General features: G+C 66.2%; 16 protein-coding genes. 12 read left to right on the top strand and 4 right to left on the bottom strand.

Going from position 1 to position 22,010, the window contains the following annotated elements; all coding sequences use genetic code 11:
• The first annotated feature begins 51 nt into the window (after positions 1 to 51).
• The 11 genes from ubiE to trxA all read left to right on the top strand — a co-directional run bounded on the left by ubiE (position 52) and on the right by trxA (position 17,074).
• Positions 52 to 813 (top strand): bifunctional demethylmenaquinone methyltransferase/2-methoxy-6-polyprenyl-1,4-benzoquinol methylase UbiE, encoded by a 762-nt coding sequence (ubiE, locus tag ABID59_RS24550; protein ID WP_354085094.1) that lies wholly within the window; start codon positions 52 to 54, stop codon positions 811 to 813.
• Positions 810 to 2,384 (top strand): 2-polyprenylphenol 6-hydroxylase, encoded by a 1,575-nt coding sequence (ubiB, locus tag ABID59_RS24545; RefSeq protein ID WP_148750951.1) that lies wholly within the window; start codon positions 810 to 812, stop codon positions 2,382 to 2,384. Before ubiE ends, ubiB begins: the two co-directional genes overlap by 4 nt.
• 57 nt (positions 2,385 to 2,441) lie before the next feature.
• Positions 2,442 to 3,890: a bifunctional phosphopantothenoylcysteine decarboxylase/phosphopantothenate--cysteine ligase CoaBC gene (coaBC, locus tag ABID59_RS24540; protein ID WP_354085093.1), complete on the top strand. Its 1,449-nt coding sequence runs from the start codon at positions 2,442 to 2,444 to the stop codon at positions 3,888 to 3,890.
• Positions 3,887 to 4,345 (top strand): dUTP diphosphatase, encoded by a 459-nt coding sequence (gene dut / locus ABID59_RS24535; protein ID WP_354085092.1) that lies wholly within the window; start codon positions 3,887 to 3,889, stop codon positions 4,343 to 4,345. Before coaBC ends, dut begins: the two co-directional genes overlap by 4 nt.
• Before the next feature lie 191 nt (positions 4,346 to 4,536).
• On the top strand, positions 4,537 to 7,041 hold the full coding sequence (locus ABID59_RS24530; RefSeq protein WP_354085091.1) for a sensor histidine kinase: 2,505 nt from the start codon (positions 4,537 to 4,539) through the stop codon (positions 7,039 to 7,041).
• The gene (gene tsaE / locus ABID59_RS24525; protein WP_354085090.1) at positions 7,038 to 8,558 is read left to right on the top strand and encodes a tRNA (adenosine(37)-N6)-threonylcarbamoyltransferase complex ATPase subunit type 1 TsaE; all 1,521 of its coding nucleotides are present in this window, start codon (positions 7,038 to 7,040) and stop codon (positions 8,556 to 8,558) included. Before ABID59_RS24530 ends, tsaE begins: the two co-directional genes overlap by 4 nt.
• A gap of 87 nt (positions 8,559 to 8,645) precedes the next feature.
• Entirely contained in the window at positions 8,646 to 8,963 is a 318-nt protein-coding gene (locus ABID59_RS24520) for a PilZ domain-containing protein (RefSeq protein ID WP_148750956.1), read from the top strand.
• A 124-nt stretch (positions 8,964 to 9,087) separates the two neighbouring features.
• Positions 9,088 to 9,810, top strand: a complete 723-nt coding sequence (locus ABID59_RS24515; RefSeq protein ID WP_354085089.1) for a nucleotidyltransferase family protein — start codon at positions 9,088 to 9,090, stop codon at positions 9,808 to 9,810.
• A gap of 224 nt (positions 9,811 to 10,034) precedes the next feature.
• Complete coding sequence (addB, locus tag ABID59_RS24510; protein WP_354085088.1) at positions 10,035 to 13,181, top strand: double-strand break repair protein AddB; 3,147 nt, start codon at positions 10,035 to 10,037, stop codon at positions 13,179 to 13,181.
• Positions 13,175 to 16,684: a double-strand break repair helicase AddA gene (gene addA, locus ABID59_RS24505; protein WP_354085087.1), complete on the top strand. Its 3,510-nt coding sequence runs from the start codon at positions 13,175 to 13,177 to the stop codon at positions 16,682 to 16,684. Before addB ends, addA begins: the two co-directional genes overlap by 7 nt.
• Before the next feature lie 69 nt (positions 16,685 to 16,753).
• The gene (gene trxA / locus ABID59_RS24500; protein ID WP_148749083.1) at positions 16,754 to 17,074 is read left to right on the top strand and encodes a thioredoxin; all 321 of its coding nucleotides are present in this window, start codon (positions 16,754 to 16,756) and stop codon (positions 17,072 to 17,074) included.
• 72 nt (positions 17,075 to 17,146) lie between these two features.
• On the opposite strand, the gene ABID59_RS24495 is transcribed toward trxA, so the two are convergent.
• Positions 17,147 to 17,575, bottom strand: a complete 429-nt coding sequence (locus ABID59_RS24495) for an SRPBCC family protein (protein ID WP_354085086.1) — start codon at positions 17,573 to 17,575, stop codon at positions 17,147 to 17,149.
• Positions 17,576 to 17,752: 177 nt separating this feature from the next.
• Here ABID59_RS24495 and ABID59_RS24490 point away from each other — a divergent pair, with 177 nt between their 5' ends.
• Positions 17,753 to 18,766: an ATP-dependent DNA ligase gene (locus ABID59_RS24490; protein ID WP_354085202.1), complete on the top strand. Its 1,014-nt coding sequence runs from the start codon at positions 17,753 to 17,755 to the stop codon at positions 18,764 to 18,766.
• A gap of 23 nt (positions 18,767 to 18,789) precedes the next feature.
• Here the strand turns inward: ABID59_RS24490 and ABID59_RS24485 are convergent, their stop codons facing one another.
• The 3 genes from ABID59_RS24485 to accD all read right to left on the bottom strand — a co-directional run bounded on the left by ABID59_RS24485 (position 18,790) and on the right by accD (position 21,947).
• Positions 18,790 to 19,530, bottom strand: coding sequence for a metallophosphoesterase family protein (locus ABID59_RS24485; protein ID WP_354085085.1), 741 nt, complete (start codon positions 19,528 to 19,530; stop codon positions 18,790 to 18,792).
• A 135-nt stretch (positions 19,531 to 19,665) separates the two neighbouring features.
• Positions 19,666 to 21,009, bottom strand: a complete 1,344-nt coding sequence (locus ABID59_RS24480; protein WP_354085084.1) for a bifunctional folylpolyglutamate synthase/dihydrofolate synthase — start codon at positions 21,007 to 21,009, stop codon at positions 19,666 to 19,668.
• Positions 21,006 to 21,947 (bottom strand): acetyl-CoA carboxylase, carboxyltransferase subunit beta, encoded by a 942-nt coding sequence (gene accD, locus ABID59_RS24475; RefSeq protein ID WP_354085083.1) that lies wholly within the window; start codon positions 21,945 to 21,947, stop codon positions 21,006 to 21,008. Before accD ends, ABID59_RS24480 begins: the two co-directional genes overlap by 4 nt.
• Positions 21,948 to 22,010: the final 63 nt, after the last annotated feature.

The raw sequence follows: 22,010 nt of genomic DNA, 5'->3' as shown, positions 1-22,010 counted from the left end.
GATAGCGCCATTGCGGCGGCCGCGCTATGGTCGGCGTCGTGGAGTAGAGTAATGGATCGGCCGGGCGAAACCACGCATTTTGGCTTCAAAGACGTCCCCCTGGGGGACAAGCAGACGCTGGTGAACGATGTGTTTCACAGCGTGGCGTCGCGTTATGATTTGATGAACGATTTGATGTCCGGCGGCCTGCACCGGGTCTGGAAGGACATCATGATCAATGCGCTGAATCCGCCGCGGGGCGACCGGCCGTTTGCATTGCTCGACGTTGCCGGCGGCACCGGCGACATCTCGTTCCGGGCCGCCAAGGCGGCAGGTCCGGGCTTCCACGCCACCGTCTGCGACATCAATTCCGACATGCTGGCGGTGGGTCGCGAACGTGCCGCAAAACGGCATCTCGAAACCCAGGTCGATTTCGTCGAAGGCAATGCCGAAGCGCTCGCCTTCGCCGACCGCAGCTTTGACGCATATACGGTCGCTTTCGGCATTCGCAACGTGCCCCAGATCGACAACGCGCTGCGCGAGGCCTATCGCGTGCTGAAGCCCGGCAGTCGCTTTCTGTGCCTGGAATTCTCCACCGTCGAGATGCCCGGCCTCGACAAGATCTATGATCTGTTCTCGTTCAAGGTGATCCCGCCGCTCGGGCGCATGGTGACGGGCGACGCCGAATCCTACCGATATCTCGTCGAATCGATCCGCAAGTTTCCGAAGCCCAACACCTTCGCCGACATGATCCGCGACGCCGGTTTCTCCCGCGTCGGCTTTCAGACCCTGACCGGCGGCATCGTCGCACTGCATTCGGGCTGGCGTTTGTGATTTCTGCCATCACTCACATTTCGCGCCTGATCCGCGCCGCATTCGTGTTCGCGCGCGAGGGCGTGTTCGGCTCCGTCGATCCGAGCCTGGTGCCGCCGCCCGGACAGCTTGCGCTGAAGCTTGCGCGCGTCATCGAGCGGCGCGGCCCGAAGGATGGCCCGCGGATGTCGCGCGCGCTGACCCGGATGGGCCCGGCCTATCTCAAGCTCGGACAATTCCTGGCAACGCGGCCCGACGTTGTCGGCGTCGTGATGGCGCGCGACCTTGAAAGCCTTCAGGACCGCCTGCCGCCGTTCCCACAAGCCGAAGCGGAAGCTGCGATCGCGACGTCGCTGGAACGGCCGCTCAAGGACGTCTTCGTGAGCTTCGGCCCGGCGGTCGCGGCCGCCTCGATCGCGCAGGTGCATCGCGGCGAGGTCCTGCGTGACGGCGTCAGCAAGGCGGTCGCGGTCAAGGTGCTCAGGCCGCACGTGGCCGCGCGCTTCCGCCGCGATCTCTCCGATTTCTTCTTCGTCGCGCACAAGGCCGAAGCTTACTCGAGTGAGGCGCGGCGGCTGCGCCTGATCGAAGTCATCAACACCATGTCGCGCTCGGTCGCGATGGAGATGGATTTGCGGCTCGAGGCGGCTGCGCTGTCGGAGATGGCGGAGAACACGGGCGACGATCCTGATTTCCGCGTGCCGGCCGTCGACTGGGACCGCACCACGCACAACGTGCTGACGATGGAGTGGATCGACGGCATCGCGCTGAACGATCACAAGCGGCTGGCACAAGCCCAGGTCGACCTGCCCGATCTCGGCCGCAAGGTGATCCAGAGCTTTTTGCGCCATGCGCTGCGCGACGGCTTCTTCCACGCCGACATGCACCCGGGCAACCTGTTCCTGGATGATACGGGGCGCCTTGTCGCGGTCGATTTCGGCATCATGGGCCGGCTCGGCATGAAGGAGCGGCGCTTCCTCGCCGAAATCCTGCTCGGCTTCATCACCCGCGATTACCGCCGCGTCGCCGAGGTGCATTTCGAGGCGGGCTATGTGCCCGCGCATCACTCGGTCGAGAATTTCGCGCAAGCCATCCGCGCCATCGGCGAGCCCATCCACAACCGCACCGCCGAGGAAATCTCGATGGCGCGTCTGCTGACGCTGCTGCTCGAGGTCACCGGCCTGTTCGACATGACGACGCGGCCCGAGCTGATCCTGCTGCAGAAGACCATGGTCGTGGTCGAGGGCGTGGCGCGCGGCTTCGATCCCAGGCTCGACATCTGGAAGGTCGCCGATCCCGTCGTGCGCGAATGGATCGAGCGCAATCTCGGACCGATCGGCCGGGTGCAGGGTGCGCTCGCCGGCGGCGGCGACCTCGCCCGCATCCTGATGCGCCTCCCGGATCTTGCTGCGCGCTCGGTCGCGGTGATCGAGCAGCTCGAGACCATGACGCGCGAGGGCGTCCGGCTGTCGCCGGAGAGCATCGCCGCGATGGGGCGCAGCGAGGGCCGCAAGAACCGCTGGCGCACCGTGGCGCTCTGGATCATCGCCGTGACCTTCATCGGCATTCTGATCGCCGTCCGGAATCTATGATTGCACTGCAATCATGTGAATGATAGCATCGCTATCATTCCGTGCTGGAGAGGCGTCATGGCGAGCCTGACCATCCGCAAGCTCGACGAACACGTCAAAACCTATCTGCGACTGCGTTCGGCCAAGAACCGCAGATCGGTCGAGGAAGAGGTCCGGGTCATCCTGCGGGAGCTGATCGAGGGCCGCGAGGAGCCGCTGACGCCGTTTGCGGTGCCGCCCGAGGCATCCCCTGCGGCCGCGTCCCCTCGCGCCAGCGCCGTCCCCGAGGCCAGCATCACCCTGATCATCGGCGGCGGGATCGCGGCCTTCAAGTCGCTCGACCTGATCCGCAGGCTGAAGGAGCGGCGCATCGAGGTTCGCTGCGTGCTGACCAGGGCGGCGGAGCAGTTCGTCACGCCGCTCTCGGTCAGCGCCCTCTCCCATGAGCGCGTCTACACCGATCTGTTCGATCCCCAGAGCGAGTTCGACGCCGGCCACATCCGTCTCGCGCGCGACTGCGACCTGATCGTGGTGGCGCCGGCCACCGCCGATCTGATGGCCAAGATGGCCAACGGCCATGCCGACGATCTCGCCAGCGCCATCCTGCTCGCGACCAACCGCAATATACTGATCGCGCCGGCGATGAATCCGCTGATGTGGAACAATCCGGCGACCCGCCGCAACGTCGCGCAGCTTCAGCGTGACGGTGTCCTGCTGATCGGCCCCAACTCCGGCGAGATGGCCGAAGCGGGCGAAGCCGGCGTCGGCCGCATGTCCGAGGCGATCGAGATCGCGGCCGCCGCCGAGCGGCTGCTGCGGCCGCCGGTGCCGCGCCCGCTCGCCGGCAAGCGCGTGCTGATCACCGCAGGTCCGACCCACGAGCCGATCGATCCGGTGCGCTATATAGCCAACCGCTCCTCCGGCAAGCAGGGCTTTGCCATCGCCGCCGCCGCGCAGGCCGCCGGCGCCGACGTGATCCTGGTGAGCGGCCCGGTGGACCTCAGCGATCCCCAGGGCGTGACGGTGAAGCATGTGGAATCGGCCCGGCAGATGCTGGAGCAGGTGCAGGCTGCGCTTCCCGCCGACATCGCGATCTTCGCCGCCGCCGTTGCCGACTGGCGCGTCGCCAATGAAGGCGAGCAGAAGCTGAAGAAGTCCTCGGCCGGCATGCCGCCGCTTCAGCTGGTTGAGAATCCCGACATCCTCGCCACGATCTCCAAGCTGGCCGAGAAGCGCCCGCCGCTGGTGATCGGCTTTGCCGCCGAGACCGAGCATCTCATCGACAACGCCAAGACAAAGCTCGCCCGCAAGGGCTGCGACTGGATCGTCGCCAACGATGTCTCGCCCGCCACCGGCGTGATGGGCGGCGACCGCAACACCGTGCACCTCATCAGCAAGAATGCTGAGAACAACGGCGAGATCGCAGTTGATTCCTGGCCGGCGATGACCAAGGAACAGGTCGCCACCGAACTGGTCGCGCATATCGTGAAAAGCGTGACCCACAAACCCCTGGAGCCGGCATCTTGAGCACGACAATCACGGTCGAACTGCAGCGCCTGCCCCACGCGGAAGGCCTGCCGCTGCCGGCCTATCAGACCATGGAGGCCGCCGGCCTCGACCTGATGGCGGCGGTGGCGGACAGCGAGCCGCTGACGCTTGCGTCCGGCCAATATGCGCTGGTGCCGACCGGGCTTGCGATTGCCCTGCCGCCCGGGCACGAGGCCCAGGTGCGGCCGCGCTCGGGGCTTGCCGCCAAGCACGGCGTCACCGTGCTGAACTCGCCCGGCACGATCGACGCCGACTATCGCGGCGAGATCAAGGTGATCCTGATCAACCATGGCGCCGCGCCGTTCGTCATCAAGCGGGGCGAGCGCATCGCGCAGATGGTGATCGCGCCAATGGTCCAGGCCGCGCTGGTTCCGGTAGTGACGCTGTCCTCGACCGACCGCGGCGCCGGCGGCTTCGGCTCGACCGGCCGCTAACGCGCGGCAATCTCAACCAAATCATCCCGCAGAACTACGTGGGCTGGAACCTTGCCACCCGCATTTTTGTAAGACCACGTTTGCGTTCACGGTCTGGACTCTTACCGGTGGAGTCGCGGTGAGGGTATTGTCGCTTGATTCGCGTGCGGCGGGGGTCGCCGCGCGTAAATTCGTGCGGTCTTGGGGCAACTATGTCAGGCGTGATCGTGTCGATGCGTCGGACGCTGTTGTCGTGCACTTCGTTGGCGCGCAACGGCTTATTGGGAGGCGCTCTCGCAGCGCTGCTGCCGGCTGCGCCGGCTGAGGCCGCCGACCTCGTCGACACTCTCTCGATATTGCTGGATTTCAACCGGCAGGAACTCGCGGTGCTGGCCACCGCGCTGGCTTTGCTCGGCTTCTCGGTGGTGGCCGCGATCCTGTTGATGCGCACACGCGTCGGCAAGGCCAAGACTGAGGCAGCCTTGCGCGCGCGGATCAGGGAACTCCAGCTGCAGTCCGACCGCTTCGGCGCGCTGCTGTTCGCCGAACCGCAGGTCCTGATTTCCTGGCCGGCCGGCGACGATCGCGCGCAGATCTCCGGCGACATCGCGCTGGTGCTGCCGCGCGATTCGTCGCCGCAACGCGTGCTCGCCTTCGGAACCTGGCTGCCGCCGGAACCGGCGCTGCAGATGGATCACGCCGTCGATGCGCTGCGCGAGCACGGTGACGGCTTCCAGATCACGCTGACGACCGCCAACGGCCACACGCTGGAAGCGATCGGCCGCGCCATCGGCGGCCAGGCCATTGTCCGGATTCGCGAGCTCTCAGGCCTGCGCCGCGATCTGGCCGAGACCCACCTGCGCTACAAGGCGCTCTCCGATGAAACCGAGATGCTGCGCGGCTTCGCCGCTGCCGCGCCATGGCCGATCTGGGCCAAGGGCGAGAACGGTGCGCTGACCTTTGCCAATCCTGCCTATGTGCGCGCCACGGAAGCGACCAGCATCATTGACGCCCAGGAGCGCAAGCTCGAGCTGCTTGACAGCGCCGACCGCACGGCCATGGAGCGCAGCCTGAAGGAGGCCACAAGCTTCACCTCGCGGCTGCCGATCGTGACCGGCGGCGAGCGGCGCATGTACGACGTGCGCGCCGTCAATGTCGGCAACGGCAATGTCGGCGTCGCGATCGACGCCAGCGAAGCGGATGCGCTGAGCGCAGCCCTCGTGCGAATGGCGGAGGCGCATCGCCGCACGCTCGACCAGCTCTCCTCCGGCGTGGCCGTGTTCGACGGCCAGCGCCGGCTCGCCTTCTACAACGATTCCTACCGGCGGCTGTGGGACCTCGACCGCACTTTCCTCGACGCCGATCCCGACGATTCCAGCGTGCTCGACCAGCTCCGCGCCGCGCGCAAACTGCCGGAGCAGCCGGACTTCCGCGCCTGGAAGGCCAAGCTGCACGAGGCCTATCGCGCGGTCGAGGCCGCCAAGGACACCTGGTACCTGCCCGACGGCCGCGCGCTGTCGGTCGTCACGACGCCGAATCCCGAAGGCGGCGTCACCTATCTGTTCGACGACGTCACCGAGAGCCTCGAGCTGGCCCGCCGCTTCGACGGCATGATCCGGGTCCAGCGCGAGACCCTGGACAGCCTCGCCGAGGGCGTCGCCGTGTTCGGCAGCAACGGCAGGGCACAGCTGTTCAATCCGGCGTTCCTGCGCATGTGGAAGCTGTCGAACGACGCCATGCGCGAGGAGCCGCATATCCAGACCGTCGAGGGGTGGTGCCACCAGCTGTTCGACGATCCAATCGTCTGGCGGCAGATCCGCGAGGCCATCACCTCGATCGAGAACCGCGCCGACGTGCCGATCAAGCTGGAGCGCAAGGACGGCAGCGTGCTCGACGGCATGATCCGGCCGCTGCCGGACGGCGCTACCATGCTGACCTTCCTCGACATCACCGACACCGAGAATGTCGAGCGCGCGTTGCGCGAGCGCAACGAGGCGCTGGAGGCCGCCGACCAGATGAAGGTGGATTTCGTCCACCACGTCTCTTACGAGCTGCGCTCGCCGCTCACCACCATCATCGGCTTCGCGCATTTCCTCAGCGACCCCTCGACCGGCCCGCTGACGCCGAAGCAGGCCGAATATCTCGACTACGTCACCAAATCGACCAATGCGCTATTGGCGCTGACCAACAACATTCTCGATCTCGCCACGATCGACGCCGGCGCCATGAAGCTGGAGCTCGGCCCGGTCGACGTCAGCAAGACCATCGAGCTCGCCGCCGAGGGCATCCAGGACCGGCTCGCCACCGACCGCATCCGCCTCAAGGTCGAGATCGCCCCCGATGTCGGCAGCTTCGTCGGCGACGAGAAGCGCGTAGTGCAGGTGCTCTATAATCTGCTCGCCAATGCCGTCGGCTTCTCACCGCAGGATTCCACGGTCGGGATCAGCGCGCGCCGCACCGAGCGCAGCGTGGTCTTCATTGTGACAGATTCCGGTCCTGGAATACCCGCCGACATGAAGGACAAGGTGTTCAACTGGTTCGAGAGCCGCTCGCAGGGCTCGCGTCATCGCGGCGCCGGGCTCGGGCTGTCGCTGGTGCGCTCCTTCGTCGAGCTGCACGGCGGCAAGGTGCAAGTGGATTCGGCCGCCGGCAAAGGCACGGTCGTGATCTGCGACTTCCCGACCGACCGGGCGGCGCATCGCGACGCCGCCGAATGATTGCGCCGGCCACATTCTCCGTCGCGCTTCACAACGAGACGGCGACCGCGCAATTGATGGCCGATCTCGCGCTGCTGGTCGGCCCGGGCGATGTCATCACGCTCACCGGCGATCTCGGTGCCGGCAAGACTGCCGCGGCCCGCGCCATGATCCGTTACCTTGCCGGCGACGAAGAGCTGGAAGTGCCGAGCCCGACCTTCACGCTGGTACAGGGTTACGAGCTGCCAGCGTTTGCCGTGATGCATGCCGACCTCTATCGCGTCGAGGACGAGAGCGAGCTCGAGGAGATCGGGCTGTCGCCGCTGCCGGAGGCCACGCTGGTGCTGATCGAATGGCCGGAGCGTGCACCGTCGGCGCTGCCCGCGGACCGCATCGACATCGCGCTGACGCATCGCCCGGCGCTGGGCTCGAACGCACGGGCCGCCGACATCGCCGGCTGTGGCAAGGGGGCGACGACCGTTGCGCGGCTGAAGGCGCTGCGCGAATTCCTCGATGCGTCCGGCTATATCGACGCAGGCCGCAAGCGCATGGCCGGCGATGCCTCGACGCGCTCCTATGCGCGGCTGATCCGCGACGACGGCGTCGTCATCCTCATGAACTCGCCGCAGCGCCCCGATGGCGCCGCGATCTACAACGGCAAATCCTACAGCGCCGCGGTGCATCTCGCGGAGAACATCAAGCCGTTCGTCGCCATCGACGAAGGCCTGCGCGCGGCAGGCATCTCGGCGCCCGCAATCCACCATGTCGATCTCGACCACGGTTTCCTGATCTCGGAGGATTTCGGCGGCGAAGGCGTGATCGAAGGCGATCCGCCGCGCCCGATCATCGAGCGCTATGAAGCCGCGACCGACGTGCTGGCCGTGCTGCACGGCAAGACGCTGCCGGAGACGCTGCCGCTGGATGGGCAAACCCATGCCATTCCCGCTTGGGACACCGACGCGCTGCTGATTGAAATCGGGTTGATGCCGGAATGGTATCTGCCCGATCGCAACGCGCCGCTGAGCCAGGCGAAGCGCGCGGAGTTCTTCGCGATGTGGCGCGAGCTACTGAAGAAGCCGCTGGCCGCGCCAAGAACCTGGATCATCCGCGACTACCATTCGCCGAATCTGATCTGGCTCGCGGAACGAACCGGCATGGCGCGCGTCGGCGTGATCGACTTCCAGGACACCGTGCTCGGACCGCATTCCTATGACGTGGTGTCGCTGCTGCAGGACGCCCGCGTCGACGTGCCCGAAGCCCTCGAGCTGACGCTGCTGTCGCGCTACATCAAGGCGCGCCGCGCTGACGATGCAAGCTTCGATCCGGCCGGCTTTGCCGAGCTCTATGCCATCATGTCGGCGCAGCGCAACACGCGCCTGCTCGGCACCTTCGCCCGGCTCAACCGCCGCGACGGCAAGCCGCATTATCTGCGCCACCAGCCGCGGATCTGGACCTATCTGCAGCGCTCGCTGGCGCATCCGGCGCTTGAGCATTTGCGCGACTGGTATCTCGCTAACGTTCCGCCGCCCCAATCCTGAGCCCGAACCGGTTTACCGGCTGTTAGCCATCGCACCGGTATCATCGCCCGCGGGCAGCCGGACAAATCGGGGCTGGAGCAAGGGCACATGGCGGTCAAGACGGACCAGCGCGGGAACAGCAGGGTTGTTTTCGAACGTGGGGTGCCGGCCCAGATGATGGGGATCGACGGCACATGGCGGCGCGAATGCACCATGGAGGACGTCTCCGAGAGCGGCGCCAAGCTGACCATCGACGGTTCGGTCGAAGGCCTGCACCTGAAGGAATTTTTTCTCGTATTGTCGTCCACCGGGTTAGCGTACCGGCGTTGTGAACTGGCCTGGGTCAATGGCGACCAGATCGGCGTCAATTTCCTCAAGCAAGGCGAGAAGAAGAAAAAGGCGCGCTCCACGGCCGTCGGGGCGTGACGGCAACACACGTCGTACAAACGTCACGGCGGGTGGTTAAGGCCGTTGAGATGCGGTGCGGCCGACTCCGGTCCGTGCTAGGTTTGCTGCAAGCGCGAATTTCTGAGGTTCGAGAAAGCGAAGCATGTCCGTCAAGCCGACCAAAGCCATGGTGCTCGCCGCAGGGTTCGGCCTGCGCATGCGTCCGCTGACGGATACGATGCCAAAGCCGATGGTGCCGGTGGCCGGCCAGCCGCTGCTCGACCACGTGCTCGACAAGCTCGCGCTGGCCGGCGTGACCGAGGCGGTGGTCAACGTGCACTATCTGCCCGACCAGATCATCAATCACACCGCGACGCGCCAGCATCCGCACGTGACCATTTCGGACGAGCGCGACGAGGTACTCGGCACCGGCGGCGGCGTGGTCAAGGCGCTGCCGCTGCTCGGCGATGCGCCGTTCTTCCACGTCAATTCCGACACGCTGTGGATCGACGGCGTGCGCTCCAATCTGGCGCGGCTTGCGGAAAACTTCGACCCCGAGCGCATGGACATCCTGCTGCTGATGGCGCCCACGGCGACCAGCATCGGCTATAGCGGCCGCGGCGACTACGGCATGCTGCCCGACGGGGCGCTGCGCAAGCGCAAGGAAAAGGAGATCGTCCCGTTCGTCTATGCGGGCGCGGCCATTCTGTCGCCGACGATCTTCGCGGACGCACCGCAGGGCGAGTTCTCGCTGACAAAAATGTTCGACCGCGCCAACGAGCAGGAGCGCCTGTTCGGCCTCCGCCTCGACGGCGTCTGGATGCATGTCGGCACGCCGGATGCGGTGCATGCCGCGGAAGAGGCGTTTTTGGAGAGCGTGGCGTAGGGCTGCTCTCGCACACATGGTGCCGTAGGTGGGCAAAGCGAAGCGTGCCCACCAAATCAAGCTAACCCCGGATGACGAATACGGTGCGCACGGCGCAAGTGCGCCTTTACCCACCCTACAACACCTGTGCTGGTACGGCGAACAGCGGGGACGATTTCGCCGTGCCCATATCCATTTGAGTCCGCCTCCCTATATTGGCGCTTGATTCCCGAATCAGGCGGCCCATGCGCGTTTTCAGCGTTCCAGTCTCAGTTCCGTTCCTGCGCACGATCGTATCGAGCCTGGTCGACGGCCGGCTGGTCGACGGCTTCGAGGCGCGCAAGGAACCGGCGCGGCTGGCGGACGCCACGCTCTATCTGCCGACGCGGCGCGCCATGCGCGTCGTGCGCGAGATCTTCCTCGACGAGATGGCGGCGGACGCCGTGGTGTTGCCGCGCATCGTCGCGCTCGGCGATATCGACGAGGACGAGCTCGCTTTCGCCGACGAAGGCGAGCACTTTTCCGGCGCAACGCCGCTCGACATTCCGCCGCGGCTCGGCGAACTCGAACGCCGACTGACGCTGGCGCAACTCGTTGCCGCCTGGGCCAAGGGTCCCGTGCTGGCGCCGCTGGTGGTCGGCGGCCCGGCCTCAACGCTGGCTCTCGCCTCCGATCTCGCGCGCTTGATCGACGACATGGTCACGCGTGGCGTCGACTGGAGCGCGCTCGACGGGCTGGTGCCTGATAACCTCGATCGCTATTGGCAGCACTCGCTCGAATTCCTGCGCATCGCCCGCATCGCCTGGCCCGGCCATCTCGCCGAGATCAACCGGATCGAGCCGGCGGCGCGGCGCGATCTCCTGATCGCGGCCGAAGCGAAACGGCTGACCGCGCATCCCCATGGGCCCGTGATCGCAGCCGGCTCGACCGGATCGATGCCGGCCACCGCAAAATTCCTGCACGCGGTCGCCTCGCTGCCGCATGGCGCCGTGGTGCTGCCGGGCCTCGACACCGATCTCGACGACGACGCCTGGCGCAGCATCGGCGGCGTGCGCGATGCGCTCGGCAAATTCGCGGAGCATCCGGCCTCGAACCATCCGCAATATGCCATGCACGCGCTGCTGGATCGTTTTGGCATCAGGCGCAGCGATGTCGAGATCCTTCAACCGCCAGCCGAAGGCGGCCGCGATCTGCTCGCATCCGAATCGATGCGGCCGTCCGCCAAGACGGAGGTATGGCACGACCGGCTGAAGCAGCCGGATGTGGCCGCGAAGATTGCCGGCGGCATGAAAGATCTCGCGGTGGTCGCAGCCCCCAATCCGGAGATGGAGGCGCTCGCCATCGCCATCGCGATGCGCGAGGCGCGGCATCTCGACAAATCGGCGGCGCTGGTGACGCCCGATCGCGCGCTGGCGCGGCGGGTGATGGCCGCGCTGACCCGATGGGATCTCGCTTTCGACGATTCCGGCGGGGACGTGCTGATGGAGACCTCCGCCGGCGTGTTTGCGCGCCTTGCGGCGGAGGCGGCAACGAAGGGATTGGAGCCGCCGACGCTGCTCGCGATGCTGAAACATCCGCTGTGCCGGCTCGGCCGGCTGCCTGGCGCATGGAGGACGGCGATCGAGGGCTTGGAGCTTGCGGTGCTGCGCGGCACGCGTCCGCCCGCGGGCACGGCCGGCCTGTTGCGCGAGTTCAATCGCTTTCGCGACGAGCTATCCAAGCTGTGGCGCAGCGAGGTGTCCGCGCTGCACCACGCCGAAACTCGCGCACGCCTCAAGCCTGATGACCTCGACCGCATCCAGGCGCTGATCGATGCCTTGCAAAAAGCCCTGGCGCCGATCGAGAGCCTGGCGTCATCGAAGCCGTTTGACTTCGCCGAGCTTGCGCATCGGCATCGCGAGATCATGATCGAGCTGTCGCGCGACGAGCAGGGCATTCCGCTCGCTTTCGAGGAGCGTGAAGGCCTCGCGCTCGCCGGTGCCTTCGACGATCTCTTACGCGGCGGCACGACCAGCGGATTGATGGCGCCGCTGTCCGACTATGCCGACGTCTTCCAGACCGCGTTCAGCGACCGCGCGGTGCGGCGGCGGGACAAGCCGGGCGCGCGCCTGCAGATCTACGGTCCGCTGGAATCGCGCCTGATGCAGGCCGACCGCATCATCATTGGCGGCCTGATCGAAGGCGTTTGGCCGCCGGCACCGCGGATCGATCCCTGGCTCAGCCGGCCGATGCGACATGAGCTCGGTCTCGATCTGCCGGAGCGACGTATCGGCCTCTCGGCGCATGATTTTGCGCAACTGCTCGGCGGCGGCGAGGTGATCCTCACCCATTCCGCCAAGGCCGGCGGCGCGCCGGCGGTGGCCTCGCGCTTCCTGCACCGGCTTGAAGCTGTCGCGGGCGACGATCTCTGGAACGCCGCGGTTCGCGCCGGCGAGAAATACGTGCAGTTCGCAGGCGCGCTGGACCAGCCTGCCGAGGTCAAGCCGATCAAGCAGCCGGAGCCACGGCCGCCGCGCGCGACGCGGCCGCTGAAGATGTCGGTGACCGCGATCGAGGACTGGCTGCGCGATCCCTACACGATCTACGCAAAGCACATCTTGCGGCTCGACGCGCTCGATCCCGTCGACATGCCGCTCTCAGCCGCCGACCGCGGCTCGGCGATCCACGATGCGCTCGGCGAGTTCACCGAAACGTTTGCCGCGCATCTGCCCGACGATCCCGCGCGTGTGCTGCGCGCGATCGGCGAAAAGTATTTTGCCCCGCTGATGGAACGGCCCGAGGCGCGGGCGCTGTGGTGGCCGCGCTTCCAGCGCATCGCGCGCTGGTTTGGCGAATGGGAGACGGCGCGCCGCGATTTGATCGAAGCCATCACCGCGGAGACCCGCGGCGAGATCTCGATCAAGCTCGACAATGAACGCAGCTTCCGGCTCTCCGCGCGCGCTGACCGCATCGAGCGGCGCCAGGGCGGCGGCTACGCCATTCTCGACTACAAGACCGGCCAGCCGCCGACCGGCAAGCAGGTCCGCATGGGCCTGTCGCCGCAGCTCACATTGGAGGCTGCGATCCTGCGCGAGGGCGGTTTTCCCAGTATCGACGCCGGCGCGTCCGTGAGCCAGCTCGTCTATGTCCGCCTGAGCGGCAACAATCCGCCGGGCGAGGAGCGCATCCTCGAGCTCAAGTACAAGCAGGGCGACGAGCCGCAGCCGCCGGACACCGCGGCGGCGGAGGCGCGAGCGAAGCTTGAGGTCCTGATCCGCGCCTTCGACGACGAGCACCAGCCCTACACCTCGCTGAACCTGCCGATGTGGTCCAACCGCTACGGCGCCTATGACGATCTCGCCCGGATCAAGGAATGGTCCGCGGCCGGCGGCCTGGGGATCGAGGAATGGTGAAGGCTCCCCGCCCCATCCCGGATGAAGTGCGCGCGCGGCAGGCGCGTGCCTCCGATCCGACCGCGTCCGCCTTCGTGTCGGCCAATGCCGGCTCGGGCAAGACGCATGTGCTGGTGCAGCGCGTGATCCGCCTGTTGCTGTCGGGCGTGCCGCCGGAAAAGATCCTCTGCATCACCTTCACCAAGGCCGCGGCCGCCAACATGGCTGAGCGCGTGTTCACCACGCTTGGTCATTGGGTGACGCTTGACGACACCGGGCTCGATGCCGCAATCCGCGCCGTCGGAATCCCGCATCCCAACACAAAGCTGCGCCGCGAGGCGCGAAAACTGTTTGCCTGCGCGCTGGAGACGCCCGGCGGGCTGAAAGTGCAGACCATCCACGCGCTGTGCACCCGGCTGCTGCAGCAGTTCCCGTTCGAGGCCAATGTTCCCGCGCGCTTCGCCGTGATCGACGAGCGCGACCAGACCGACATGATGGAGCGCGCCAATCTGAAGGTGCTGCTGGAAGCCGCGCGCGATCCGGAGACTGTCACCGGCCGCGCGCTGCTGACCGCGATGGCGAGTGCCGCCGATGTGACCTTCAAAGAAGTCGTGCGCGAGGCTTGTCTCAGCCGCGATCATTTCATGGCATGGACCGATGAAGCCGGTAGCGCCGAAGCCGCTGCCGCGCAGATGGCGGCGGTGCTGGGCGTTGGCGCCGCCGACCGCATCGAGGACGTCGAGACTGAGATCCTCGATGGCCCGTTCCTGCCGCGATCGCGCTGGGACGACATCGCGGTCGCGCTGGAGGAAGGCAGCAAATCCGACAACGACCAGGCGAGCCGTCTTCGCGAGGCAAAAGTGTTCTCCGGCGCGGCACAGGTCGACGCCTATCTCGGCGTCTTTCTCACCGATGAGAAGCTGCCGCGCAAGGCCGTGCTGACCAGGAAGTTTTGCGAGCAAAATCCGTCCGTCGCGCGCCTGTTCGAGAACGAAGCGTCCCGCCTCGGTGGATTGATCGAGAGGCGCCGTGCGGTGACCATGCGCGACCGCACCGCGGCGCTGCTGCACATCGCAACGGCCGCCGCTGCAAACTACCGGCGCGAGAAGCAGGAACGCGGGCTGCTCGACTATGACGACCTCATCGACAAGACGCTGGCGATGCTGAACCGCATCTCCTCCGGGTGGGTGCATTACAAGCTCGACCGCGGCGTCGATCATGTGCTGATCGACGAGGCCCAGGACACCAGCCCGCGGCAATGGGACATCGTCGCGCACATCATTTCGGAATTCACCGCCGGCGAAGGCGCGCGCGAGGGGCTGAACCGCACGGTCTTCGCCGTCGGCGACGAGAAGCAGTCGATCTTCTCGTTCCAGGGCGCGGCGCCGCACGAATTCGACGCGCGCCGGCGCGAGCTGCACCGCAAGTTCACCGCGGCCGGGCTGAAATTCGATCCGGTCGCCTTCACCTATTCATTCCGCTCAGGCGCCGCGATCCTGCACTCGGTCGACCACGTCTTCCGCGATCCCCAGATCTACAAGAGCATTCATTCGGTCGAGATCGGCCATCCCCTGCACAATGCGCTCGCCGATGCCGGCCCGAGCGTGATCGAGCTGTGGGATCTTGCCGAGGCCGATGACAGGCAGGACATCGAGGGCTGGCGCGCGCCGTTCGACGGCGTTGCCGTCACCAGTCCCGAGGTCAAGCTCGCCCGCCGCATTCAGAGCGAGATCAAGCGGCTGGTCGAGAGCGGCACGCTGACGGGACATGAGGGCGAGCGGCGGCCGCTACGCTATGGCGACATGCTGATCCTGGTGCGTCGGCGCGGCAACGCGTTCGACGCGGTGATCCAGGCGCTGAAGCACGCCAACGTTCCCGTCGCCGGTGCCGACCGGCTGAAGCTGACCGAGCACATCGCGATCATCGACCTGATGAACCTTGCGGACGCGCTGCTGCTGCCGCAGGACGATCTCGCGCTGGCGGTGGCGCTGAAGAGCCCCCTGTTCGGTCTCGGCGACGACGATTTGTTCGAGCTCGCCCATGGCCGCAAGGGATCGCTGCGCCGCGCGCTCGGCGAGCATGCCGTTGCAAGCGAGAAGTTCGCCACTGTCCTGCGTCGCCTCGAGGCCTGCGAAATCCGTGCGCGCGAGGAGACGCCGTTCGCCTTCTATGCCTGGCTGCTCGGCGGTGACGGCGGCCGTGCGCGCATCCTGCGCCGGCTCGGCCATGAGGCCAATGACGCGCTCGACGAATTTCTGGAGCTGGCGCTGAACTGCGAGCGCAAGGCACCGGCCTCGCTGCAGGGTTTCATGGCCTGGCTGCGTTCGGCGGACACCGAGGTGAAACGCGACATGGAAATCACCCGCGACGAGGTGCGGGTGATGACAGTGCATGGCGCCAAGGGTCTAGAGGCTTCGGTCGTGTTCATGGTCGACACGACGTCGTCGCCCGCGGACTCGCAGCGGGTGCGGCTGATTCACGTGCCGCGCGGCAATGGCGGCGAGGTCGTGGTCTGGGCCGGGCGCAAGGCCGACGATCCCAAGCCGGTCGCCGACGCGCGCAAGGCGATGCTGGAGGAGACCGAGGACGAATATCGCCGCCTGCTCTATGTCGCGATGACGCGCGCGGCCGATCGGCTGGTCGTCGGCGGCTGCCTGCCCGGCAACATGAGAAGTGTCCGCAAGCTGAGCTGGTACGACCTCGTCGACACCGGGCTCACCGGCTCCGGCCTGGACAAGCAGACGATCGAGACGCCGCTCGGCAAGGTGACCCGATTCGCCCGTCCCGAGGACGTCGCGGCGCTAGGCACGCCGGCGACAAGTGTGGATCAGACGATCATCCTGCCGGACTGGCTGCGGACGCCGGCGCCGCGTGAGAGCATCGAAGACGATCCGGTGCGTCCCTCCGGCCAGTCGGCCGAGGAAGGCCGCTCGGTGCGATCAGGCGAATCAGTGCAGTCGCGCGCACTGGCGCTCCAGCGCGGCACGCTGGTGCACCGGTTGCTGCAATCTCTGCCCGACGTCGCCACCGAGCGCCGGCGCGAGGCCGCGCTCGGCTTCATGGCGCGCAATGCCGGCGACTGGCTCGATGCCGATCGCGTCACGCTGGCCGACAAGGTGCTCGGCTTGATCGCCGAACCGCGCTTTGCGCCGGTATTTGCCGAGGGCAGCCGGGCGGAGGTCGCCATCGTCGGGAAACTCGACCGGCCGGGCCGCCCGCCGGCGCTGGTGTCGGGGCAAATCGACCGGCTGGTCGTTCGCCCGAACGAGGTCCTGATCGTCGATTTCAAGACCAACCAGACCGCCCCCAAAAGCGCCGCGGAAACCCCCGCCGCCTATGTCCGGCAGCTTGCGCTGTACCGGGCGGTGCTGTCCCGGCTTTATCCCCAAAAGCCGATCCGCGCCGTCCTGCTCTGGACCGAGGCCCTTGAATATATGGAGATTTCAGCCCCCGCGCTGGACGCGGCGCTGGCATCCCTTCATGTCGGCGTGAGCGTCCTTGACCCGGCAAGGGGCCGTTCATAGGTTGAGGCCATGATCCCGGGCGCGATTCTACGTCGCGCCGATTCTCTTTCAACCGAGTGAGGTACTGCAATGGCCGTTGGCAAGGTATCCGATACCGATTTCGAAGCCGAAGTGCTCAAGGCGAACGGTCCTGTGGTCGTCGATTTCTGGGCCGAATGGTGCGGCCCCTGCCGCATGATCGCCCCCGCGCTTGACGAGATCGCCGGCACAATGGGCGACAAGGTCAAGATCGTGAAGCTCAACGTCGACGAGAGCCCGAAGACCGCGTCGAAGTACGGCGTGATGTCGATCCCGACCCTGATGATCTTCAAGGGCGGCGAGATGGCCTCCCGTCAGGTCGGCGCGGCGCCGAAGGCGAAGCTCCAGCAGTGGATCACCTCCGCGGTCTGATCCGCCTCGCGACACGATGATTTCGAGAACGGCCGGCGCCATGTCGGCCGTTTTAGTTTTTGCCTGCCGCAATCATCCCGCTCTCGTTTCAGCGAGCTTGGCAAGGCTGGCGAGAACCTCGGGAAAATCCGACGCGACAGCCGGACCGATCTCGGACGCCTGCGGCCCTCTTGCGTCGACGGCATAGACGACGCGCGTGCGCGCCGATCCAAGAGGTTCGATGCGATGGGCTACCTTGATCACGAGATCGCCGACTCGCGTTTCGTCGATGAAGCATGCGTTCTCGCGGACCTCGATCAGTTGCGAGCGTAGCGCATCCTCGCCGGGTGGCGTCATCGTGAACCAGGTGCCGGCCACAAAGGGCCCGTCGATGTCGATCCGCTCGATGCCTGCATTCCAGGCTTTCCAGCTGCGAACATCGCGAAAGATGCTCCAGATCGTCTCTGCGGGTGCAGACGTCTCGATGGCGTATTCGCACTGCCAGGTGTTTTCGTCGCTCATGACGTGCCTAACCTTTGCTATGTGACTTATAATACGTGCGCATAGTAAATTGTCACGGCTTCCGGGAGGAGCGAACTCTCGCGCTTCGCGTTGGAAGGGGATGTTCTGAGTCAAAGAGCGTTCGCAGTGCCCTCTTCCCGCCGACAAACCCGTCGGAAGCCTGCCATGCTGACGGCCATGGAGGCGCGGTCGGTCGATGCCATACCGCGCGGCAAGGAGTGGCAGTACGAGCCGAAATGGGATGGTTTTCGCTGCCTGCTGTCGCGCGCCGGCAGCAGCATTGATCTGCGCTCGAAATCAGGCGAGGGCCTCGCCCGGTACTTCCCTGAAATCGTCGCCGCCGCGCAGAAGCTGAGGGCGGATGGATTCACGCTCGACGGCGAGATCGTCGTACCGCTGGGCAAAGCTTTTTCCTTCGACGCATTGCTGCAACGGATCCATCCCGCCGCAAGCCGCGTCAAGAAGCTCTCGGAGGCGACGCCGGCGCTCTATCTTGTCTTCGATCTGCTCGCAACAGCCAGGGAGAAGCATCTCGCCAACGAGCCGCTTGGCAAAAGACGGCTGGCGCTGGAGGCCTTTGCAAAGGCCAATCTGAGAGGGAGCACGTTCCGTCTCTCACCGGCGACGATGAGCTACGCCACCGCGAAGAAGTGGTTGGCGCAGGCGGGCGGCGGCTCGGACGGCGTCATCGCCAAGCGCGTCGACCTGTCCTATCAGGCGGGAAACCGCGACGGCATGCAGAAGATCAAGAAGTTTCGCAGCGCCGATTGTGTGGTCGGCGGCTTCCGCTACGCGACCAACAAGCTCTCGGGGCGGAAAGTCGTCGGCTCGCTGCTGCTCGGGCTCTACGATGACGCGGGGCTGCTGCACCATGTCGGCTTCACCTCAGCGATCAAGGCAGAGGAGAAGCCGGCTCTGACAGACAGGCTGGAGGCATTGATCGGCGAGCCCGGCTTCAGCGGCAGCGCGCCGGGCGGACCCAGCCGCTGGTCCACCGATCGCTCGGCGAAGTGGTGTCCGCTCAAGCCTGCGCTCGTGATCGAGGTCTGCTACGACCATTTCAGCGGTGAGCGCTTTCGCCACGGCACCTCGATCCTGCGCTGGCGGCCCGACAAGGCGCCGCGGCACTGCAGCTTCGAGCAATTGAAGCAGAAGGTAGCCGATCCGATGAAGCTGCTGAAACAGAAGTAGCTGTGGCCCGGACAGAGCAATAGCTACTTGATCCACCCCGTCGCCAGCGCGTTCGCGAGCTCCGGCTGATTGTTGCGGCGGGCGAGCGCGGCCATCGCTTCATGGTCGTAACCGACATTGCGGAACGTGACCTGCCAGGCAGCGTCAACGCATTCGAGGATCGCATAGCGCGCGTGCGGCGTGCCGGCTTCGACGAGATGCGGGAACGGATGCACGTCGCGGTAGCCGGGGCTTCCGACGCTGCCGGGATTGACGATCAGCCGGCCGTCGCGAAGCCGCACGGCACGGGCAAGATGGGTGTGAGCGCAGAGGATCAGCGACTGCGTGATCCCTTGCGCGAATTGCTCGATCCGATCGAGCGGCGATAGCGCCACCGTACCGTCGGGATGCACAGTGTCGAGCCAGTAGATTTCGTCATCCTCGGGCGTCGCGTGGCAGAGAAAAACCTGGTCGCGGAACACCCGCGTCATCGGTTGCGCGCGCAGCCAGTCGAGTTGAGCGGCGTTGAGCGCTGCGTGGGCGGGACGGTCCCACGAGCCCATCTTCTCCGGGGGCCGATCGAGCAGATAGCGGTCGTGGTTGCCGAGCACGTGCACGGCATCGAGCTTCATCAGGATCTCGATGGTGCGACGCGCATCGAGCGGGCCGCTCAGCATGTCGCCGAGATTGACGATGTCGGTGACACCTTGCGCGCGGATGTCGGCAAGTACCGCCTCCAGCGCGAGATAGTTTCCGTGGACGTCGGCAATGGCGGCAAAACGCATTGGCATTCTCTCTCTTGCCCCGGACGCAGCGCAGCGCTACTTCAGCGGTGCGCTGCAGAGCCGGGGCCCATGTGGCGGCATTCTGGGTCCCGGATCGGCGCTCCGCTTCGCTGCGCTTGTCCGGGACACGAGAGCTTATGCAGGAGGCGTGCCGTTGACGCCCAGCACGTGGCCGGCGAGATAGAGCGAGCCGGTGATGAGGATGCGCGGCGGCACTTCGTAGGCAAGCTTCGACACGCCGCGCAACGCGGCCTCGATGCTGGGCGCGATCTCGACGCGCATGCTGAGGCTGCGCACGGCATCCGCGAGGCGGTCGACCGGCATCGCGTTCTCGGTGTCCGGAATCGGCACCGCGATGATGTGACGGGTGAGGCCGGCGAAATTGGCGAGAAACGCCTTCGCGTCCTTGTTGGCCATCATGCCCGCAATCACAACCAGCGGCCGCGACACCCGCTCCTCGAGGTCGCCGAGCGCGGCGGCTGCGACGCGGCCGCCTTCGGCATTGTGTCCGCCGTCGAGCCAGATCTCACAGCCCTGCGGACCCGAGGAGAGCAGTTCGCCCGAGCTGAGACGCTGCATCCGCGCCGGCCATTCCGCGCCGAGGATGCCGGCCTCGTACGCCGCCTGGTTGACCTTGAAAGTGTGGATCGCACGCAGCGTTGCGATGGCGAGGCCGGCATTGTCGAACTGGTGGCGGCCGAACAGGCGCGGCGCGGCGAGATCCATCAGGCCGCGCTCGTCGGAATAAACCAGCCGCCCATGCTCGACATTGACGTGCCAGGTTTCGTTCGCAGCAAACAGCGGCGCGCGCATGCGCTTGGCCTGCGCCTCGATCACCGCCATCGCCTCGGGCGGCTGCTCGGCGCAAATCACCGGCACGCCACGCTTGATGATCGCCGCCTTCTCGCCGGCGATCGACGCCAGGGTGTCCCCGAGAAATTCCATGTGATCCATGCTAACCGGCGTGATCACGCAGGCCGCGGGCGCATCGACCACATTGGTCGAATCGAGCCGGCCGCCGAGGCCGACCTCGAGGAGGACTGCGTCGGCGGGATTCTGTGCAAACAAAAGGAAGGCGGCCGCGGTCTTGAGCTCGAACACAGTCGCGGGCTCACCGGCATTGACGCGCTCAACCTCTTCCAGCGCGGCGCGCAACTCGTCGTCAGAGACCAGCACACCACCACCGCCGCGGCCGAGGCGGAAACATTCGTTGATGCGGACCAGATAGGGCGATGTGTAGGCGTGGACCCGCAGGCCGGCCGCCTCCAGCGTCGCGCGCAGATAGGCCACCGTCGAGCCCTTGCCGTTGGTGCCGGCAACGTGGATCACGGGCGGCAGCTTGCGTTCGGGATGGCCGAGCCCCTCGAGCAGACGGTGCATCCGCTCGAGCCCGAGATCGATGCGCTTCTGATGCAGGGCCGACAGCCGCCCGATCAATGCATCGAGCGACGGCTTTGCGCTGTCGGAGGACGCGTTCACGCGTGGGGCGCAGCCGGCGCCACTTCCGGGGACATGACGATCTGTGCCGGGCTGACGACAGGCTGCACCGATTTCGACGCGCTCTCCTGCGCCGGCGCCCTGGTCAACAGGCGGCAGAGCCGCGCCAAAGTTGGACGCAGCTCGTGGCGATGCACGACCATGTCGACCATGCCGTGCTCTTTCAGATATTCGGCGCGCTGGAAGCCTTCCGGCAGCTTCTCGCGGATGGTCTGCTCGATCACGCGCGCACCGGCGAAGCCGATCAGCGCGCCGGGTTCGGCGATCTGCACGTCGCCGAGCATCGCATAGGACGCAGTGACGCCGCCGGTGGTCGGGTTGGTCAGCACGACGATATAGGGCTGCTTTGCCTCGCGCAGCATTTGCACGCCGACCGTGGTGCGGGGCATCTGCATCAGCGACAAGATGCCTTCCTGCATACGCGCGCCGCCACTTGCTGCGAACACGATGAAGGGCGACTTCTTCTCGACCGCGAGCTCGAGCCCGCGCACGAGGGCTTCACCCGCAGCCATGCCGAGCGAGCCACCCATGAAATCGAAATCCTGCACGGCGATGACGACACCGGCGCCTTCGAGCTTGCCGTAGCCGACCTTGACCGCGTCGTTCAGATTGGTGCGCGCGCGCGCGTCCTTGATGCGATCGACGTACTTCTTCTCGTCGCGAAACCTAAGCGGATCGGGCGTGACATCGGGCAGAGCCACGTCGAACCAGGTCTCGTTGTCGAAGATCGATTTCAGACGCGCCACCGCGCCCATGCGCATGTGGTAGTTCGAGCCGGGAATGACGAACTGGTTGGCCTCGACGTCCTTGTAGAACACGAGCTGTCCGGAATCCGGGCACTTGATCCACAGATTCTCTGGCGTCTCCCGCCGCAGCATGTTGCGAATCTTCGGCCGGACCACATTGGTAAGCCAGTTCATGGTTTGCTCCGATGTGCGAACCCGCAGGGGATCGCCTGAAGGACTATATGGCGGCCGGGCCTC

Origin of the sequence: Bradyrhizobium sp. S3.3.6 (genome assembly GCF_040546905.1) — a bacterium.
Lineage (GTDB): Bacteria > Pseudomonadota > Alphaproteobacteria > Rhizobiales > Xanthobacteraceae > Bradyrhizobium > Bradyrhizobium cytisi.
Note: the sequence above shows the minus strand (reverse complement) of the source record. Positions and strands in the feature narration are given on the sequence as shown.

Bases quoted from the DNA above. Each gene is read 5' to 3' on its own strand.
- ubiE (WP_354085094.1), top strand. From the start codon at position 52: ATGGATCGGCCGGGCGAAACCACGCATTTTGGCTTCAAAGACGTCCCC.
- coaBC (WP_354085093.1), top strand. From the start codon at position 2,442: ATGGCGAGCCTGACCATCCGCAAGCTCGACGAACACGTCAAAACCTAT.
- ABID59_RS24530 (WP_354085091.1), top strand. From the start codon at position 4,537: ATGTCAGGCGTGATCGTGTCGATGCGTCGGACGCTGTTGTCGTGCACT.
- tsaE (WP_354085090.1), top strand. From the start codon at position 7,038: ATGATTGCGCCGGCCACATTCTCCGTCGCGCTTCACAACGAGACGGCG.
- ABID59_RS24520 (WP_148750956.1), top strand. From the start codon at position 8,646: ATGGCGGTCAAGACGGACCAGCGCGGGAACAGCAGGGTTGTTTTCGAA.
- ABID59_RS24515 (WP_354085089.1), top strand. From the start codon at position 9,088: ATGTCCGTCAAGCCGACCAAAGCCATGGTGCTCGCCGCAGGGTTCGGC.
- addB (WP_354085088.1), top strand. From the start codon at position 10,035: ATGCGCGTTTTCAGCGTTCCAGTCTCAGTTCCGTTCCTGCGCACGATC.
- addA (WP_354085087.1), top strand. From the start codon at position 13,175: ATGGTGAAGGCTCCCCGCCCCATCCCGGATGAAGTGCGCGCGCGGCAG.
- trxA (WP_148749083.1), top strand. From the start codon at position 16,754: ATGGCCGTTGGCAAGGTATCCGATACCGATTTCGAAGCCGAAGTGCTC.
- ABID59_RS24495 (WP_354085086.1), bottom strand. From the start codon at position 17,575: ATGAGCGACGAAAACACCTGGCAGTGCGAATACGCCATCGAGACGTCT.
- ABID59_RS24490 (WP_354085202.1), top strand. From the start codon at position 17,753: ATGGAGGCGCGGTCGGTCGATGCCATACCGCGCGGCAAGGAGTGGCAG.
- ABID59_RS24485 (WP_354085085.1), bottom strand. From the start codon at position 19,530: ATGCGTTTTGCCGCCATTGCCGACGTCCACGGAAACTATCTCGCGCTG.
- accD (WP_354085083.1), bottom strand. From the start codon at position 21,947: ATGAACTGGCTTACCAATGTGGTCCGGCCGAAGATTCGCAACATGCTG.